20 protein-coding genes and 2 tRNA genes are annotated in these 15031 nt (G+C 70.8%); 8 read left to right on the top strand and 14 right to left on the bottom strand.

Annotation, left to right across the window (positions count from 1 at the left end; translation table 11 throughout):
• Positions 1 to 23: 23 nt before the first annotated feature.
• The 3 genes from C3K08_RS03880 to C3K08_RS03890 are packed head-to-tail and all read left to right on the top strand — an operon-like array spanning position 24 to position 2045.
• Positions 24 to 974, top strand: a complete 951-nt coding sequence (locus C3K08_RS03880) for a CPBP family intramembrane glutamic endopeptidase (protein WP_104990115.1) — start codon at positions 24 to 26, stop codon at positions 972 to 974.
• A gap of 8 nt (positions 975 to 982) precedes the next feature.
• Positions 983 to 1369, top strand: a complete 387-nt coding sequence (locus tag C3K08_RS03885; RefSeq protein ID WP_104991898.1) for a YkvA family protein — start codon at positions 983 to 985, stop codon at positions 1367 to 1369.
• Positions 1370 to 1379: 10 nt separating this feature from the next.
• Complete coding sequence (locus C3K08_RS03890) at positions 1380 to 2045, top strand: YIP1 family protein (protein WP_104990116.1); 666 nt, start codon at positions 1380 to 1382, stop codon at positions 2043 to 2045.
• Between the two features lie 53 nt (positions 2046 to 2098).
• On the opposite strand, the gene C3K08_RS03895 is transcribed toward C3K08_RS03890, so the two are convergent.
• Positions 2099 to 2599, bottom strand: a complete 501-nt coding sequence (locus C3K08_RS03895) for a DUF456 domain-containing protein (RefSeq protein WP_104990117.1) — start codon at positions 2597 to 2599, stop codon at positions 2099 to 2101.
• 58 nt (positions 2600 to 2657) lie between these two features.
• Between C3K08_RS03895 and C3K08_RS03900 the strand changes: the two genes are divergently transcribed.
• On the top strand, positions 2658 to 3248 hold the full coding sequence (locus tag C3K08_RS03900; RefSeq protein ID WP_104990118.1) for a peroxidase-related enzyme: 591 nt from the start codon (positions 2658 to 2660) through the stop codon (positions 3246 to 3248).
• A gap of 11 nt (positions 3249 to 3259) precedes the next feature.
• A complete protein-coding gene (locus C3K08_RS17835) occupies positions 3260 to 3430 on the top strand; it encodes a hypothetical protein (protein WP_158679841.1) in 171 nt (56 codons plus the stop codon).
• A 57-nt stretch (positions 3431 to 3487) separates the two neighbouring features.
• Here the strand turns inward: C3K08_RS17835 and C3K08_RS03905 are convergent, their stop codons facing one another.
• The 5 genes from C3K08_RS03905 to C3K08_RS03925 all read right to left on the bottom strand — a co-directional run bounded on the left by C3K08_RS03905 (position 3488) and on the right by C3K08_RS03925 (position 7120).
• Positions 3488 to 4324, bottom strand: coding sequence for a 3-hydroxyacyl-CoA dehydrogenase family protein (locus tag C3K08_RS03905; protein ID WP_104990119.1), 837 nt, complete (start codon positions 4322 to 4324; stop codon positions 3488 to 3490).
• A gap of 88 nt (positions 4325 to 4412) precedes the next feature.
• The gene (locus tag C3K08_RS03910) at positions 4413 to 4736 is read right to left on the bottom strand and encodes a YciI family protein (RefSeq protein ID WP_104990120.1); all 324 of its coding nucleotides are present in this window, start codon (positions 4734 to 4736) and stop codon (positions 4413 to 4415) included.
• A gap of 10 nt (positions 4737 to 4746) precedes the next feature.
• A complete protein-coding gene (locus tag C3K08_RS03915) occupies positions 4747 to 5928 on the bottom strand; it encodes an acetyl-CoA C-acetyltransferase (RefSeq protein ID WP_104990121.1) in 1182 nt (393 codons plus the stop codon).
• Positions 5929 to 5952: 24 nt separating this feature from the next.
• Positions 5953 to 6774, bottom strand: a complete 822-nt coding sequence (locus tag C3K08_RS03920) for a hypothetical protein (RefSeq protein ID WP_104990122.1) — start codon at positions 6772 to 6774, stop codon at positions 5953 to 5955.
• A gap of 37 nt (positions 6775 to 6811) precedes the next feature.
• On the bottom strand, positions 6812 to 7120 hold the full coding sequence (locus C3K08_RS03925; RefSeq protein ID WP_199776984.1) for a nucleoside triphosphate pyrophosphohydrolase: 309 nt from the start codon (positions 7118 to 7120) through the stop codon (positions 6812 to 6814).
• Positions 7121 to 7142: 22 nt separating this feature from the next.
• Between C3K08_RS03925 and ffh the strand changes: the two genes are divergently transcribed.
• Complete coding sequence (ffh, locus tag C3K08_RS03930; protein ID WP_104990123.1) at positions 7143 to 8489, top strand: signal recognition particle protein; 1347 nt, start codon at positions 7143 to 7145, stop codon at positions 8487 to 8489.
• A gap of 94 nt (positions 8490 to 8583) precedes the next feature.
• Positions 8584 to 8659: transfer RNA gene (locus C3K08_RS03935), tRNA-Lys, on the top strand.
• Between the two features lie 52 nt (positions 8660 to 8711).
• Here C3K08_RS03935 and C3K08_RS03940 read toward each other — a convergent pair.
• From C3K08_RS03940 to C3K08_RS03960, 5 genes are all read right to left on the bottom strand, one after another.
• Complete coding sequence (locus C3K08_RS03940) at positions 8712 to 9614, bottom strand: hypothetical protein (protein ID WP_104990124.1); 903 nt, start codon at positions 9612 to 9614, stop codon at positions 8712 to 8714.
• 78 nt (positions 9615 to 9692) lie between these two features.
• On the bottom strand, positions 9693 to 10772 hold the full coding sequence (locus C3K08_RS03945; RefSeq protein ID WP_104990125.1) for an LLM class flavin-dependent oxidoreductase: 1080 nt from the start codon (positions 10770 to 10772) through the stop codon (positions 9693 to 9695).
• A 65-nt stretch (positions 10773 to 10837) separates the two neighbouring features.
• Positions 10838 to 11551 carry a metallophosphoesterase gene (locus C3K08_RS03950; protein WP_104990126.1) on the bottom strand — a complete coding sequence of 238 codons (714 nt, stop codon included), beginning with the start codon at positions 11549 to 11551 and terminating at the stop codon, positions 10838 to 10840.
• Positions 11552 to 11638: 87 nt separating this feature from the next.
• Positions 11639 to 11715 (bottom strand) — tRNA-Pro (locus C3K08_RS03955).
• A gap of 103 nt (positions 11716 to 11818) precedes the next feature.
• On the bottom strand, positions 11819 to 12328 hold the full coding sequence (locus C3K08_RS03960; protein WP_234009152.1) for a RecX family transcriptional regulator: 510 nt from the start codon (positions 12326 to 12328) through the stop codon (positions 11819 to 11821).
• A gap of 197 nt (positions 12329 to 12525) precedes the next feature.
• Between C3K08_RS03960 and rpsT the strand changes: the two genes are divergently transcribed.
• Positions 12526 to 12801 (top strand): 30S ribosomal protein S20, encoded by a 276-nt coding sequence (gene rpsT / locus C3K08_RS03965; RefSeq protein ID WP_104990128.1) that lies wholly within the window; start codon positions 12526 to 12528, stop codon positions 12799 to 12801.
• A gap of 55 nt (positions 12802 to 12856) precedes the next feature.
• Here rpsT and C3K08_RS03970 read toward each other — a convergent pair whose 3' ends face one another.
• Genes C3K08_RS03970 through C3K08_RS03980 form a run of 3 tightly spaced genes read right to left on the bottom strand, consistent with a single transcriptional unit; the run spans position 12857 to position 15028 of the window.
• On the bottom strand, positions 12857 to 13234 hold the full coding sequence (locus C3K08_RS03970) for a hypothetical protein (RefSeq protein WP_104990129.1): 378 nt from the start codon (positions 13232 to 13234) through the stop codon (positions 12857 to 12859).
• Between the two features lie 19 nt (positions 13235 to 13253).
• Complete coding sequence (locus C3K08_RS03975) at positions 13254 to 14717, bottom strand: PLP-dependent aminotransferase family protein (protein WP_234009153.1); 1464 nt, start codon at positions 14715 to 14717, stop codon at positions 13254 to 13256.
• Positions 14714 to 15028 (bottom strand): hypothetical protein, encoded by a 315-nt coding sequence (locus C3K08_RS03980; RefSeq protein WP_104990130.1) that lies wholly within the window; start codon positions 15026 to 15028, stop codon positions 14714 to 14716. The genes C3K08_RS03975 and C3K08_RS03980 overlap by 4 nt, the downstream gene beginning before the upstream one ends.
• Positions 15029 to 15031: the final 3 nt, after the last annotated feature.

The following is a 15031-nucleotide window of genomic DNA, read 5'->3' on the forward strand; positions in this document are numbered from 1 at the left end:
TCGGGGGCGGCATACTGCCTTCCATGACCGCCCCGGACCAGCCCGTTTCCCCCAGCATCCCCCAGGCTCCGGGCATCCGCGCCGTGGACGGCAACCGCGCGGCTCTAACCCTGCTGATCGCGCAGAATGTTCTTTCGGCGATTGCCATCGGGGCGGGGGTCCCGCTGGGCACGGCACTGCTGCTGTCCTTCGTGGGGAATGCGGTGCTGGCCCTGACCGTCTTTCGGCGGCCTATGCAGGCCCTCTTCCGCGATTCGCGCTGGCGCACGCCGCCGTCGTGGGGACTGTCGCTGGCGGCCTTCGTGCTGGCGTTTCTGGCGTCGCGGGCCTTTGTCCTCGTGTACGTGACCCTCTTTCCGCAATCGGCGGACGCCATTCCGCAGTTCGTGAGCCAGGGGCCGGACCTGTGGGTGCTGCTGCTGGCCGCCGGGCTGCTGATCCCCTTCGCGGAGGAGGTCGCCTTCCGGGGCCTGATGTTGCGTGGGCACGAACGGGCGGCGGGCTTCACGGTGGCGGCAGTGACAACCTCGCTCGCCTTCGGGGTCGCGCACGGGGTTCCGGCGAGCGTGGTGGGCATCATTCCGCTGGCCTACGCGCTGGCCCGGCTGACCCAGCACAGCGGCAGCCTGTGGAACGCGGTGATCGTCCACGCGCTGAACAACACGCTGGCGGTGGCGCTGGGCAGCGTGCTCGCCGGACGGCTTCCTGACAACACCGAACAGGCGGGCGAACTGCTGAAAAATCCGGCGCTGGCGGTGCCCGTGGCGATTGGGGCGGCCCTATTTGGCGTCGCGGTGCTGACGGTGCTGCACCTCTGGCTGACCCCCAGGGCCGATCCCCAGGAGCGGCAGGCGCCCGGTCCGTGGCTCAGCGCGGCGTATGTCGGCGTGGTGCTGTTCGGGGTGGTCGCGGCGGCCCTGACCCTGCCCGCCGTGCAGCAGACCCTGACCGATCTGCGCGGGGTGATGCGGTAGGCACGGCGCTGAACCGCTTGCGGGCTTTCGCCCGGCGGCTGAAGGCCGACCTGCTGGCCCTCAGCCTCGCCGCCCGTGACCCCCGCACCCCGTGGCTGGCCCGCGCCCTGGCCCTGCTCGTCCTGGCCTATGCGCTCAGCCCCATCGACCTGATTCCGGACTTCATCCCGGTACTGGGGCAGCTCGACGACCTGCTGCTCGTTCCCGCTGGGCTGTGGCTGGTGCTGCGCCTCGTGCCGCCCGCCGTGCTGGAGGACGCCCGTGCCGAGGCCGCCCGTCATCCCGCGCGGCTGGCCCGCTCCGGCTGGGGGCTGGTGCCCATGCTGGGGCTGTACGCCCTCGCGCTGTGGGGGCTGTGGCACCTGTGGGTCACCCGCTCCGGCTCGGGGGGCTAGAGTGCCCCCGATGGCCCGCCCGCGCCCCACGCCTGCCCCGCCCCCCACCGCGCCCCTCGCCGCCGAACTGCTGAGCGGCCCGGCGGCCTTTTTCGAGCGGTTGCGCCAGGTGCCGCCCCTGCCCTGGCGGTACGCCCTCCCGCCCGTGCTCGCAGCCCTGCTCGCGGGGGTGGTGTACGCCCTGCTGCTGCGCCCGGTCGTGGGGGCGACGGCCCAGGGTGCGGCGGCGTTCGCCTCTTACGCGGTCAACGTCTTCGGCACCTTCTTCCTGACGGTGGTGGGCGCGGCGCTGATGGCGGGGCTGGGCTGGTTGGGAGCCGGACGCGAGGGCCGTGCCCCGGAGGTCTACGGGGCAACCTTTGTGCTGCTGCCACCGCTGTATCTGACGCTGTCGGTGCTGGTCCTCCTGTCGGGAACGGACTTGGGCCTGATCCGTGTGGACGGGGCCGCGCTTTCTCAGCGTGAGTTGCTGGAGGCGGTGATGCAGGGCGGCCTCGCCCGCGTGACCGTGCTCCTGCTGCTGCTCGCGCCCCTCGCGCAGTTCGCGCTGGCCTACCGGGGCTTCCTGACCCTGACGGGGGACCGCCGCCGGGCGCTCCTCGGCACGCTCCTTCCCCTCCTTCCCGTGCTGGCGGTGACGGCGTTGGGCCTGGCCCCGCTCTTGGCGGCCTGGTAAAGCGGCCAGCAGAAAGGGCCGGAGCCTCGGCCCCGACCCTCCCGAACCCCCGTTCAGCCGAAGATGCTTTTGCTGGGGTCCCAGAGGCGCCACAGCTCGTAAATCCCGATCAGCAGGTGCAGCACCAGCTTGGCGGCGATGCCGGTCAGTAGTCCCAGCAGGGTGCCCCAGGCGGCGCGAATGGCGTCGGGCGCGGGCTTTCGCACGATCAGGAGTTCCGCCGCCAACGCCCCGGCGAGCGGTCCCACGATCAGCCCGAAGGGAATGAAGATGCCCACCAGCCCGCCGACCAAGGCTCCCCACCCGGCCTGCTTGCTGCCCCCATACCGCCGCGCCCCCCACGCCGAGGCGAAGTTGTCGATCATGGAAATCAGGAACGTGATGACCGCGAAGGTGAGCAGAAAGGGCAGGTCCGGCCACACCTGAAACCCGTCGATGAAGGTGGCGGCGACCGTGCCCGCGAAGATGATCAGCGTGGCGGGCAGCGCGGGCACGAAGGTGCCGACCATGCCGACGACCCAGGCGACCAGAAAGACCAGAAAGGCGAGACTCATACGCTGGTGAGATACGCGGGGCGGAGGAAGGGAGTTCCGGGGCGGGTAAGCTGTCCCCATGACCACAACCCAGCCGCCCACCGACGAGCGCCGTCTCTCCTACCTGCCCGTCCCCGACGCCTCCGGGGTGCCCGAGGGCGTGAGCAAACTGTGGGCCAAGGCCGAGGCGAACATGGGCTTCGTGCCCAACGTGTTCCGCGCCCAGGCGGTCAACGGCGAGCAGTTCCTGGCGTGGTGGAACTACTTCAACCTGCTGCTGAACAAGGAGGGGTACCTGAGCAACGCCGAGCGCGAACTTGTCGCCGTGGTGGTAAGTAGTGTCAACCGCTGCCTGTACTGCGCCGTGTCGCACGGGGCGGCCCTGCGCCACTTTGACGGTGATCCCCAGAAGGCCGACGCGGTGGCGGTGAACTGGCGCCACGCCACCCTGACCGAGCGCGAGCGCGTGCTGTGCGAGTACGCCGAGAAGCTGACCCTGCGCCCCGCCGAGGTGACCGAAGCCGACCTCCAGCCCCTGCGTGGGGTGGGGCTGGACGACCACCAGATCATGGAACTCGTGCAGGTGATCGGCATGTTCAACATGACCAACCGCGTATCGAGCGCCCTGGGATTCCAGCCCAACGCCGAATACTACGTCCAGAGCCGCTAAGGAGACCCACCATGACGAAGAACGACGAAGGCCGCGACCGCACGCCCCAGCCGCACGACGCGAAACATGTTCAGCTTTCCGAGTCGGCTCAAGACACGGCGCAGCCTTCCCCGGAGGATGAGGTGAGCGGCGACGGCAAGCATGGCCGTCCCAGCGACGATTCGGACCCTGGCCACAGCTAGGGCGCAAAGAGAGGAGGAGCGGGGCCTGGGCCTTCGCTCCTCCTTTCCGGTCGGGTGTCAGTAGCTGTAGAAGCCCCGCCCACTCTTGCGGCCCAGCAGCCCGGCCTGCACCATCTTGCGCAGCAGCGGCGAGGGCCGGTACTTGTCGTCGCCCAGCCCCTGGTGCAGCACCTCCATGATGGCGAGGCAGGTGTCCAGCCCGATGAAGTCCGCCAGCGTCAGCGGCCCCATCGGGTGGTTCATGCCCAGCTTCATGATCTGGTCGATGGCTTCCGGCTCGGCCACGCCCTCCATCACGCACTGGATGGCCTCGTTCAGCATGGGCATCAGGATGCGGTTGGACACGAAGCCGGGGAAGTCGTTGCACTCCACGGGCGTCTTGCCCATCTGCCGCGCCGCTTCGGTGACCTTCTGGGCCGTCTCGTCGCTGGTGGAGTAGCCGCGAATCACTTCCACAAGCTGCATCAGCGGCACCGGGTTCATGAAGTGCATCCCGATAAAGCGCTCGGGCCGCCCGCTCGCCGTGGCGAGGCTGGTGATCGGGATGGAACTGGTGTTGCTCGCCAGGATGCCGTCCGGCTTGACGATCTCACCCAGTTGCCGGAAGAGTTGCGCCTTGATCGGCTCGTTTTCCACGATGGCTTCCACCACGAGGTCACAGTCGGCGAAGTCGCTCAGTTCGGTCGTGAATTTGATGCGGCCCAGCACCTCTTCCGGCGTGCCCGTCAGCCGCCCCTTCTCGTGCAGCTTGGCGAGGCTCTTTTCGATAACCGTCCGGCCCCGGTCCAGAAACTCCTGCTTCACGTCCTGCACGACGACGCTGAACCCACTCTGCGCGGCGACCTGCGCGATGCCGCCGCCCATCTGTCCTGCTCCGATGACTCCGAAATTCATGGGTTCTCCTTTTTAGAGCTTTCAGCCGCCAGCAACCAGCTTCCTCCACAAGAAGCTGACGGCCGGCGTATGTGAAGTCGGTTGCTGCTTATTCCACCAGCGGCACGCCGTCCAACATCACCGCCCGCCCCCGCTTGACGGGCGTAAACGGCGTGTAGGTGTACTCCGAGCACCCCTCCAGCACGAAGGGATCGTCTTTGAAGACTTCCTCCAACTGCTCCTGGCTCTCCGCCTGCGCGATCAGTACGCCGCCCGTGCCGTCCACCTTGCGGCCCGAGGTCAGGAAGAGGCCCGAGCGGTAGTGCTGGTCCAGCCACTCCCGGTGCCGGGGTGTGACGGCGGCGAGGTCGTCCCCGCTCTTGAGGTAACGGCTCTGAATCACCCACAGGGTCGGCGTGCTGCTTTGCGTCATGGGCGTCAGCTTACGAGAGCCGCTTGACGGACAGCGCGAGGCCGTTGCCGCCCCCCATGCACAGGGTCGCCACGCCCGTCTCCTTGTCCTGCTGCCGCAGCGCGTGCAGCAGCGTGACGAGGATGCGGGCGCCCGACGCCCCGATGGGGTGCCCCAGCGCGACCGCGCCGCCGTTCACGTTCACCCGCTCCGGGTCCAGCCCCAGCTCGCGCTGCACGGCGAGGCTCTGAACGCTGAAGGCCTCGTTCAGTTCCCACAGGTCCACGTCGCCCACGCTCAGGCCGCTCTTGTCCAGCAGCTTCCGCGTGGCGGGCACGGGCGTCATCATCACCCACTCGGGAGCGAGGCCGCCCGTCGCGTAGGAGGTGATCTCGGCCATCGGGGTCAGCCCGTGCGCCTGCGCCGCTTCCTCGGACATGATCAGCAGGCTCGACGCCCCGTCGTTCAGGCCGGGCGCGTTGCCCGCCGTGACGGTGCCGTCCTTTTTGAAGGCGGGCTTGAGGCGCCCCAGCGTCTCCGGGCTGGTGTCCGCACGCGGCCCCTCGTCGGTGTCCACGATCACGTCGCCCTTGCGCCCCTTGACAGTCACGGGGGCGATCTCGTCGCGGAAGCGTCCGGCCTCGGTTGCGGCGATGGCCTTCTGGTGGCTGCCCGTCGCATAGGCGTCCTGCGCTTCCCGCCCGATCTCGTACTTCTCCGCCACGCGCTCGCCCGTCAGACCCATACCCTCGTCGTTGATGGAGCACCAGAGGCCGTCGTGCGTGTTGGCGTCCAACACCTGCGCGTGCCCCAGGCGGTAACCCTTGCGGGCGCCGGGGAGCAGGTGCGGCGCGTTGCTCATGGACTCCATGCCGCCCGCCAGCATGATCGTCTGGTCGCCCGCGCGAATCGCTTGCGCCGCCAGGATCACGGCCTTGAGGCCCGAGCCGCAGACCTTGTTCACGGTCAGGGCGCCGACCTCGTGCGAGAGACCTGCCTTGAGGCCCGCCTGCCGCGCCGGGTTCTGCCCGCTGCCCGCCTGCACGACCTGCCCCATGATGACTTCCTCCACCAGCTCGGCGGGAATCCCGCTGCGGCGCAGGGTCTCGCGCAGGGTGATGGCCCCCAGCTCCACGGCGGTCACGTCCTGCAAGGCTCCCAGAAATTTGCCCGTCGGCGTGCGCGACGCCGAGACGATCACAGCTTTGGTCATGGGGGAGAGGATAGCGCGGGGCAGCTAACGGGCGTTAGGTGCTTCCACCGTGATCGGGAGGTCGGGGAGGGTGAAAGTTAGGGGAGGCGCGTCGCCCACACGCGGACCGTTGATCCGGACCCGCAGGTGGTAACGGCCCGACGGTAGGGAATCGCCAGTGCCGTAGTGGGTGAGAGGCAAAGAGAGTCGCAGGCTGCCGGTGCACGGCTGGTGGGCGGGGCAGGACGCCCCGATGCCTGCGAGTCCATAGCTGTAGGGATGGTCCCAGGTCACGACTTCTTCCTCGTCGTTGAGCAAGACAGCGCTGAGCACGTTCATGCCCCACGAGAGATTCAGCGGCTGCGCGGAGGGATTGTTCAGGGTGACCTGAAGGTAGAGGGGTTGCCCCGCGAACTGCACATATCGGAGGGTGGGGGCCACGTGCAGGGGTAAGGAGGGTGGCAGAGCGGCAGCGGGCGCGATCTCTGGCGGCCCTAGCACCGCAGTGGTGCCGAGTACGACATAACCTGCCTGTCGCAGCGCGGCTTCAACCTCGGTCACCGGCACCGCGCCACTGAGCCGCAGGTCCCGCAAGGTGCAGCGCCCACCGTCGGACGGGCAGTGCAAGCCCCCGGAATGGAAGCGGACCCCGATTCGGCTCAGCACCTCCTGCAATGCGAACGAGGGGTGCGTGAGCGTGCGGCGTAGCAATTCCAACCGCTGCTCCTGCTCGGGCGTGCGCGAGGGCAGGACCTCCAGCGCCCGCACCTGCTCCTGCAGGGAGTCATTTCGGAACAGGTCGGCAGCTCCCGCCCCACCCAGCAGCAAGCTCAGCCCCAGGAGGACGGTCCGCGCCACTCGTGTCATTCGGCCACTGTACCCGCCGCGAAGCCACGCCTCGCCCTCACATCTCCAACCACACCCGCCCGGCGAAACCTCCACGTTCCGCCGCCTTCTGCGCCCGCAGCCGCTCTAGGTCCTCCAGCGTCAGCCCATGCCGGGCCGCCAGGGCGTGCAGCACCTCCAGCACGTCGGCCAACTCCTCCGGGGTGCCGTCCGCCAGGTATTCCCCGACCTCCTCGGTCAGCTTGGCTCGCAGGGCCACCTCATATTCGGACTCGTCCAGCACGCGGTACCGGCTCGCCGGAAAGTGCTCGGGAATCCGGTCGCGCACCAGTTTGCTGATGGAGGCGCGGTCTACGGAGCCGTTCACGCCCGCATGGTAGCCTCGCGGCATGTTTGAGGCCCTCGGGAACAAGTTGCAGGACATCCTCGACCGGGTCGGCCGCGAGAGCAAGCTGACCGAGAAACAGGTCAAGGAGGCCATGCGCGAGATTCGCATGGCCCTGCTGGAAGCCGACGTGAACTTCACCGTCGCCAAGGACTTCGTGGCCCGCGTGACCGAAAAGGCGGTGGGCCAGGAGGTGCAAGGCTCACTGACCGGCGGGCAGACGGTCGTCAAGCTCGTCCACGACGAACTGATTCAGACCCTCGGCGGCGAAACCCACCAGCCTACCCTCAAGAACGAGGGCAACGTCTGGTTCATGGTCGGCCTCCAGGGGGCTGGGAAGACCACCAGCACGGGCAAGCTCGCCGCCTTCTACAAGGGCAAGGGCCGCCGCGTCCTGCTCGTCGCCGCCGACACCCAGCGCCCTGCTGCCCGCGACCAGCTTGAAGTGCTCGCCAATCAGGTGGGCGTGCCGGTGCTAAAAGTCGCCGACGGCGAGACGCCCCAGGAAACCAAGCGCCGCCTTGACGAGTACCTGAAGACCGACTTCCGTGACCTCGTGATCGTGGACACGGCGGGCCGCCTCCAGATCGACGAGGCGCTGATGGATCAGCTCGCCAACCTCCAAGCCGAACTCCAGCCCACCGAGACGCTCCTGGTCGTGGATGCGATGACCGGGCAGGAGGCGCTGAACGTCGCCCGCGTGTTCGACGAGCGAGTACACCTCTCCGGCCTGATCATCACCAAGATGGACGGCGACGCCCGCGGCGGGGCGGCCCTCAGCGCCCGCAGCGTGACGGGCAAGCCGATCTACTTCGCGGGGGTCAGCGAGAAAATCAGCGGCCTCGAGCCCTTCTACCCCGACCGGGTGGCGGGCCGCATCCTGGGCATGGGCGACGTGCTGGGGCTGATTGAGCGGGCACAGCAGGCCGACCTCAAGGCGATGGAGGTCAAGAAGCCGGGCGACTTCGACCTCGAAGACCTGCTCTTGCAACTGCGTCAGATTCGCAAGATGGGGCCGCTGGGCGACCTCCTGAAGCTGATTCCGGGCATGAGCCGGGCGCTGCCGGAGGGCTTCAACGTGGACGAGAAGCAGATTCAGCGCATCGACGCGATGATCTCGTCGATGACGGTCAAGGAGCGGCGCAATCCCAAGATCATCGACGGGCGCCGCCGCAAGCGCATCGCGGCGGGCAGCGGCTCGACCGTGCAGGACATCAACCGCCTGCTGAAGATGCACGAGCAGATGAAGGAGATGATGAAGGTCCTGCAGCGCTTGAGCGGCCCCGGCGGCATGGGCAAGGGCATGAAGCCGCCCCGTATGCCCCCGATGCCGCCCGGCATGAAGCGCTGACCCGCGCCTCGTCCGGGTACCTGCCGTTGACGTGGGTGGGGGGGCTGCCTATACTCAGGCCCGCTGCGAGACCCGCAGCTCCCCGCCCAGGCGCGGGTCGTTAGCTCAATCGGTAGAGCAGCTGACTTTTAATCAGCGGGTTGTAGGTTCAAGTCCTACACGACCCACCAGGAAAAAGCCCCGCCAAGCGCGGGGTTTTCTCGTTGCCCGTTCTGGCGGGCGTCAGCGGCCTTCCCGCGCGTCTTGCAGCACTTCGCTCGCCAGGGTCAGGGCCGCCGGGCCGAGGGGACTGCGGGTCACGCCCAGCAGGGTGCCGAGCTTGTCCCGGCGCGGACTGCTGAGGTAGCTCCAGCGCTCCAAATCCGTGCGGTGCAGCCGGGCCGCCTCGTCGCGCAGCAGCCGCACCGCGCCGTCGTAGTAGCCCGCTTGGAAGGCGGCGCGGGCACGCTTCTCGTGCTCGACCATGCCCAGGCCGCGGGTGGCGAGCAGCACCCGGCGGGCTTCCTCCTCGCCGCCGAACCCGTAGAGGCTGTCGAGGTGATAGATCGCTTTTGGGAAGCGCAGGCCCGCCGCTGCCCGCCACGCGTGGGGCAGCCGCAGGGCGAACTCGGGCCAGCCGTGGATATGGGTGAGCAGCGCGGGGTACAGCAGCTCCACCGCCACCGTCCGGGCCTCGGCCAGCGCGAGCAGTTGCTCCTGCACGCCGTGGCCGGGACCCGTCAGGGTGCGGCGGGCCGTGTCCAGCCGCTCGGCGGCGCGGCCCAGCAGGTCCTCGCGGTGCCCGGCGAGGCGCTCCTCGTTGAGGGTCCACAGGGTGCGCTGAATGCGGCCGTAGTGCCCGGTGGGGTCGTACACCACCCGGCTGGTCGCCAGCAGCGCGACCGGGGCTTCCTCGCGGGCCACGTCCCAGGCGCGCCACGCTTCCAGTTTCTCGTAGGGGTAGCGGTGAACGGTCACGCCCGCCCGCGTCTCGGACTGCGCCGAGAGCAGGCCGCGCTCAAAGGCGACCAGCGTGGGCTGGCTTCCGGCCCAGGCGTCGTCGGTGCCGTAGCTGCCCGCCTGGGCGACCGCCCGCACCGAGCGGGTGGCGACCAGGCGGTCCTGAACTTTCTCGAACTCCAGCAAACATGCCTCCAGGGCCAGCATAGCGGCCTGGAGGGGCCAGCGCCGGGACGGGGCCGCGCCCAGGCCGTTCCAGCGGCGTCAGCGGGTGGCGGCGGGGAGCGGCAGCGCCGCCTCGGTGCCCCTCAGGCCAAAGGCCCCGGCCACCAGCGCGTAGGAGCGCCGCCGCGCCGCCGGGTCGTGCAGCAGGGTGGTGAGCATCAGTTCGTCGGTGCCGGTCTGCTCGGCCAGGGTCAGCAGGGCGGCCCGGACCTGCGCCGGATCGCCTACGATCACCCGCGAGCGGGAGGCGGCCACCTGTGCGCGCTCGTGCGGGGTGTAGGGATAGGCCCGGGCCTCCGCGACGCTGGGAAACGGCGCGGCCTCGCCCCGGATCAGCCGCAGGAACATCAGCCCCAGCGGGGCGGCGAGGTCCTCGGCCTCCTCGGCGGTGGGGGCACAGACCACGCTCGCCGCGACCAGGCTCCGCGCCTGCGGAAAGGTGGCCGAGGGCCGGAAGGCCGCCCGGTAGGTGCGGATGGCCGCCGCCGCGTCCGGCACGCTGGGGTTGATGTGCGAGGCGAAGGCCAGCCCCGCGCCGACCTGCGCCGCGACCCGCGCCCCGTACCCGCTGCTGCTCAGAATCCACAGCGGCGGAAAGAGGCCCGGTCCCCCCGCCGCGTCCGCCGGGGCGGCGGTGATGCCCGCAAAGGGATGGCCCGCCGGGAAGTCGCCGCTGCCGTAGGCGATCAGGTCCGCGAGCTGGGCCTCGAAGGGGGCTTCATGCAGTCCGCCCGCTCCGCGCAGGGCTGCCGCGGTGCGGCCGTCGGTGCCGGGGGCGCGGCCCAGACCGAGGTCCACCCGGCCCGGAGCCAGCGCCGAGAGCAGGCGGTAGCTCTCGGCCACCGCGAGCGGCGCGTGGTTGGGCAGCATCACGCCGCCTGCCCCGAGCCGCAGGGTGGAGGTCACCTGCGACAGCGCTGCCAGCACCACGGCGGGCACGCTGGCGGCCAGCGCCCGGATGTTGTGGTGCTCGGCCACCCAGAAGCGCGCATAGCCCAGGCGTTCGGCGTCCTGGGCCAGCCGGGCCGTCTCGCGCAGGGCCGTGGGCGCGTCCGAGCCGCTGGGCACCGGCACGAGGTCCAGCACCGAGAGGGGCAGGGAAGTGGAGTCAGGGGTCATGCGGGGCAGTCTGCGGCGAGCGGCGGCTCCGGAAGCGGGAGCCGGTCACGTTGGCGTACTCGGGGTCAGCCCGGCGCCTTGCCGGTGTCCAGCAGCAGCCGGGGCCGGAACCGCAGCCCATCGGCGGCCACCAGATGCGCCGGAATCCCCGCCCAGTGCCGCAGCGCCCGCTCGGGCGGCACGCCGTGCAGGTGGCCGTACACGATCAGGTCGGGCCGCGCGGCCTCGATCACCTCGGTCAGGGGATTGGGGGGGTAGGGTGGGCTGGCGGGGGGGTAGTGCAGCATCAGGATGAGGGTGTCGCCGGGCTGCCGCAGCCGCGCCGCCGCTGCTGTACTCAGGCGCAGGCGTTCGGCCTCGCGTCTCAGGAGACGGTCGTCGTCGGCTCCCAGCCCCTCGTAGCCTGGCGTGAGCCAGCCGCGTGTGCCGCACACGACCACCCGGCCCACCCGCAGGGCGTCGTTTTGCAGGGCCAGCATGCCGGGGGGGAGGGCCGAGCGCAGCCTCGCAAGCCCCGGCCACCAGTAGTCGTGGTTGCCGCGCAGCAGCACCTTGGTCCCCGGCAACTCGGCCACCGGGGCGAGGTCGGTCAGGGCGTCGGGCAGCCGCATCGCCCACGAGAGGTCGCCCGGCAGCAGCACGAGGTCCCCTTCGCGCACCACCTCGCGCCACTGCGTGAAGATCGCCTCCGGGTGCCCCGCCCAGTTCGGCCCGAAGACCGTCATCGGCTTGGGCGTGACGGAAGCGAGGTGCAGGTCGGCGATGGCGTACACGCGCATGGGGACTCCGGGACGGGGAGGAAGGGAGGCGAGTGGCGAGAGGGAGACAACAAAAAAGGAGCCTCCCGGTGGGGAGGCCCTTCAGCGTGGTCGGGGCGAGAGGATTCGAACCTCCGACCCCGTCGTCCCGAACGACGTGCGCTACCAGGCTGCGCTACGCCCCGCCGAACCACGGCACCTGGGGCCTAAAAAAAGCCCGCTTTCGGTGCGCCCGGTAGTCTACGCGGGGGGTCAGGGGGTGTCAAGCGAGGCGGGAGCCGCCCGGAGCTACTCGGCGCCCTCGTCCTCCGGCGGGTTCTGCTGCGCCACCTCGCGGATGACGGTCCAGATCGCCGCGCTCCCGAAGCCCCGGCGGGCCAGGAAGGCATAAGCACTCGCGCGGGGGTCGCGTTTGCGGGCCAGGGCGGGCCAGCGCCGTTCCAACAGCTCGCGGGCTTCCTCGGCTTCCCGGTCGGGGTCGCGAGCGGCGAGCGTCTCCTCGATCAGCCCCTCGGGCACGCCCCGGCGCTTGAGGGTCTGGCGCACTCGGAAGCCGCCTACGCCCCGGCGGGCGTTTTCTGCGCGGGCGACCCCGGCGTCGTTCTGGTAGCCCAGCTCCTGCACACGGGCGAGCACCTCGGCGGCCAGCACGGGGTCGTCTGTGCGGCGGGCGAGGCGGGTTCGCAGCTCGGCCTCCGTGAGTGCCCGGCCCGCGAGCGCCCGGAAGGCGTAGGCGAGGAGGTCGTCTCTGGCCTTCTGCCGCTCGGGGTCGGGGGGGAGTGCTGCCTCGTCGGTCACGCCCGTCAGTATGGCGCTTGCGCCGGGGTGCCGGGGGGCGCTAAGCTTCCGAGGTTGCCCCCATCCCCAGGGGTGGGGCGGCCCCGGCCCCGTCATCGGCGGCGGCCGGGAGCGCCGAGGCCCGGCGCGTCGAGTTCCCCGCGCCAGAGGGCGTGTGGGGACCGCCCCGCGAGAGCGGGAGAACAAGGAGAATCCTCATGGCCCTACGTCACAAGTCCGCCCAGAAGCGTCACCGCCAGAGCCTCAAGCGCCGCCTGATCAACCGCAGCCGCAAGAGCACCATCAAGACCTTCACCAAGAAGGCCATTGCCGCCGTGACGGCTGGCGAGGACGTGGCCGCCGCCCAGAGCAAGGCCGAGAGCCTGATCGACAAGGCCGCCAAGGGCAGCACCCTGCACAAGAACGCCGCGGCCCGCAAGAAGAGCCGCCTCGCCAAGGCCATCAACCGGGCCAAGGCCGCGCAGCAGGCTTAAGCTTCACCCGTCCACAGCCGCCTCCCGTGTGGGGGCGGTTTTGTCGTGGGCGGCGCTAGTCCCGCGTCTCGGAGAGGTCGAGCAGACCGGTATACGCGTCGAAATCCACCACGAGTTGATAGCGCCCCGGCTGCCTGCCGCCCACGAGGTGCAGGGTCCAGTCGCCCCGGTCACCCACCTTCTGACAGGTGCGCCCGACGATCTGGCGGCCGTCGGGCGCGAGGAGCCGCAGCACCGCTTGCCCACTCTGCACTTCGCAGCGGCCCCGGTAGCCCACCCGCTGCCCCTCCTCGTAGACCTCCAGCGTGTAGCGATTCTGGCCCTGGGCATTGACCAGCCAAGTGGGGGTAAGGGTCACGTACCCGAAACGCAGACCCAGGGTGACGTACAGCAGTGCCAGGGCAGCAACCAGGGCAATCAGCAGGAGGCGCACCCGCGTAGTGTAATCCGGCTCACGCGGAGACGGAGGTGGATTTCTTCGCGTCGGGGGGGAAGGCCAGGGCGTGGGCCAGCCGCGCCACGCCCGCCCGCAGCCGCTCGGGGGAAAGATGGGCGAAGGCGAGCAGCACGGCGGGTGGACGTGGAAGCTGCGCGAGTGGCCCGGCCGGAGTCAGTGCGATGCCAGCGGCAGCAGCCCGCTGAACGGCCTCGGCTTCGCTCAGGCCCGGCGGCAGGGTGAGGTGGACGTGCAGTCCTGCCCGTGCCGGGGTGACGGTCCAACCGGGCAAGCCAGCTTCCAGGGCCGCGAGCAGTACCTCATGGCGGTGGCGAATCGCCTGCCGCGCTCCCCGCAGGTGCCGGGCATAGGCCCCCGAGGCCAACACGTCGGCCAGGGCGCGGGCGTCCAGCGTGGCGGGAGCGCGGTCGGTCAGCGGCCGGGTGCCTGCCAGCACGCGGATGACCTCGCGCGGGGCCACGAGATACCCGCTGCGGGTCACGGGGGCGAGGCTTTTACTGAAACTCCCCAGCAGAATCACCCGCTCCGGCGCCAGCCCCTGCAGCGCCGCCGGGGGACGCCCGCCGTGGTGCAGGTCGGCGGCGTAGTCGTCCTCCAGCACGAAGGCCCCGGTCCGGGCCGCCCAGGCCACCACCTCCGCCTGCCGCGCGGCGGGCAGCAGCGCCGTGGTGGGATACTGCGCCCCCGGCGTGAGGTAGAGCAGGGTGGCCTGCGGGGGCAGCGCGGCGGGGTCGAGGCCCTGCCCGTCGACCGGGACCGGGCAGAGGGTCGCCCCCGTCGCCCCCAGCGCGGCGCGGGCACCGGGGTAGGTGGGGTCTTCGAGCGCGGCCACCCGCCCTTCTTCCAGAAAGACGCGGGCCAGGGCGTCCAGCGAGGCCTGGGTGCCCCCCGTCAGCATCACCATGTCGGGGGTCACGCGGGCGCCGCGCTCGGCATTCAGGTAGGCGGCGAGCGCCCGGCGCGTCTCCAGCGGGCCGAGTTCGGTGTCAGGGTCAGGGGGAAAGGCGTGTTCGGCGGCGCGGGCCTGACGGGCCAGAGCCTGTGCCCACGCCCCCGCCGGGTACAGTTCCGGCACCGGCTGCCCGACCCGGAAGTCCACCGCGTAGTCGCCGCCCACGTCGGGCACGGCCCCCGCGAGGGCGCGGCTGGCCCACGCGCTGAGGGGGAGCGGCGCAGGCGCGGCGTCCGTCGGGGGCGGCGCGGGCACCGCCACGCGGGTGCCGCTGCGGGGGCGGGTCTGGAGGTAGCCCTCGGCCTCCAACTGCTCCAGCGCGTCCACCACGGTGTTGCGCGACACCCCCAGCCGCCCGGCGAGGGCGCGGTGGCCCGGCAGCCGGGTGCCCTGCGGCAAGGTGCCCGCCACGATCGCCCCCCGCAGGGTGCGGGCCACCCGCGCGTGCAGCGCCTCGCCGGGCAGAGGTGGGGGCAACCCGGCGGGCAGCCCGGCGTCGCCCCTCACGGCCGGGAGAACTCCCGCTCCAGCCACGCCGGGTCGCCCCCCTCGGCGGCGAGGGCCTGCCCTGCCAGGGTGAGAAAGCGGCCCACGGCCTCCTCCGCTTCCTGGGGCGTCACCCCGTGCGCGGCGGGATCGGCCAGCACCTCGCGCAGCAGCTCAAAGACGGGCGTGTCGGGGTGCAACGTACCCGCGACCGTCACGTCGGTCCGCCACTTCAAGAGGTAATCCAGCGCGTAGGGGCCGGGTTCCAGCACGCAGCCGCCGGGGTAGGGGATGCGGCCGGGAGCGCGGAAGGCGATGGCGGGGGAGGTCATGGC

Source organism: Deinococcus sp. NW-56, assembly GCF_002953415.1.
Taxonomy (GTDB): Bacteria; Deinococcota; Deinococci; order Deinococcales; family Deinococcaceae; genus Deinococcus.

What these genes read in the sequence shown, in the direction of transcription:
- C3K08_RS03915 (WP_104990121.1), bottom strand. Translation starts at nt 5,928, where the DNA reads ATGACCAAAGCTGTGATCGTCTCGGCGTCGCGCACGCCGACGGGCAAA.
- C3K08_RS03910 (WP_104990120.1), bottom strand. Translation starts at nt 4,736, where the DNA reads ATGACGCAAAGCAGCACGCCGACCCTGTGGGTGATTCAGAGCCGTTAC.
- C3K08_RS03950 (WP_104990126.1), bottom strand. Translation starts at nt 11,551, where the DNA reads ATGCGCGTGTACGCCATCGCCGACCTGCACCTCGCTTCCGTCACGCCC.
- C3K08_RS03900 (WP_104990118.1), top strand. Translation starts at nt 2,658, where the DNA reads ATGACCACAACCCAGCCGCCCACCGACGAGCGCCGTCTCTCCTACCTG.
- C3K08_RS03905 (WP_104990119.1), bottom strand. Translation starts at nt 4,324, where the DNA reads ATGAATTTCGGAGTCATCGGAGCAGGACAGATGGGCGGCGGCATCGCG.
- C3K08_RS03920 (WP_104990122.1), bottom strand. Translation starts at nt 6,774, where the DNA reads ATGACACGAGTGGCGCGGACCGTCCTCCTGGGGCTGAGCTTGCTGCTG.
- C3K08_RS03980 (WP_104990130.1), bottom strand. Translation starts at nt 15,028, where the DNA reads ATGACCTCCCCCGCCATCGCCTTCCGCGCTCCCGGCCGCATCCCCTAC.
- ffh (WP_104990123.1), top strand. Translation starts at nt 7,143, where the DNA reads ATGTTTGAGGCCCTCGGGAACAAGTTGCAGGACATCCTCGACCGGGTC.
- C3K08_RS03890 (WP_104990116.1), top strand. Translation starts at nt 1,380, where the DNA reads ATGGCCCGCCCGCGCCCCACGCCTGCCCCGCCCCCCACCGCGCCCCTC.
- C3K08_RS03945 (WP_104990125.1), bottom strand. Translation starts at nt 10,772, where the DNA reads ATGACCCCTGACTCCACTTCCCTGCCCCTCTCGGTGCTGGACCTCGTG.
- C3K08_RS03880 (WP_104990115.1), top strand. Translation starts at nt 24, where the DNA reads ATGACCGCCCCGGACCAGCCCGTTTCCCCCAGCATCCCCCAGGCTCCG.
- C3K08_RS17835 (WP_158679841.1), top strand. Translation starts at nt 3,260, where the DNA reads ATGACGAAGAACGACGAAGGCCGCGACCGCACGCCCCAGCCGCACGAC.
- C3K08_RS03895 (WP_104990117.1), bottom strand. Translation starts at nt 2,599, where the DNA reads ATGAGTCTCGCCTTTCTGGTCTTTCTGGTCGCCTGGGTCGTCGGCATG.
- rpsT (WP_104990128.1), top strand. Translation starts at nt 12,526, where the DNA reads ATGGCCCTACGTCACAAGTCCGCCCAGAAGCGTCACCGCCAGAGCCTC.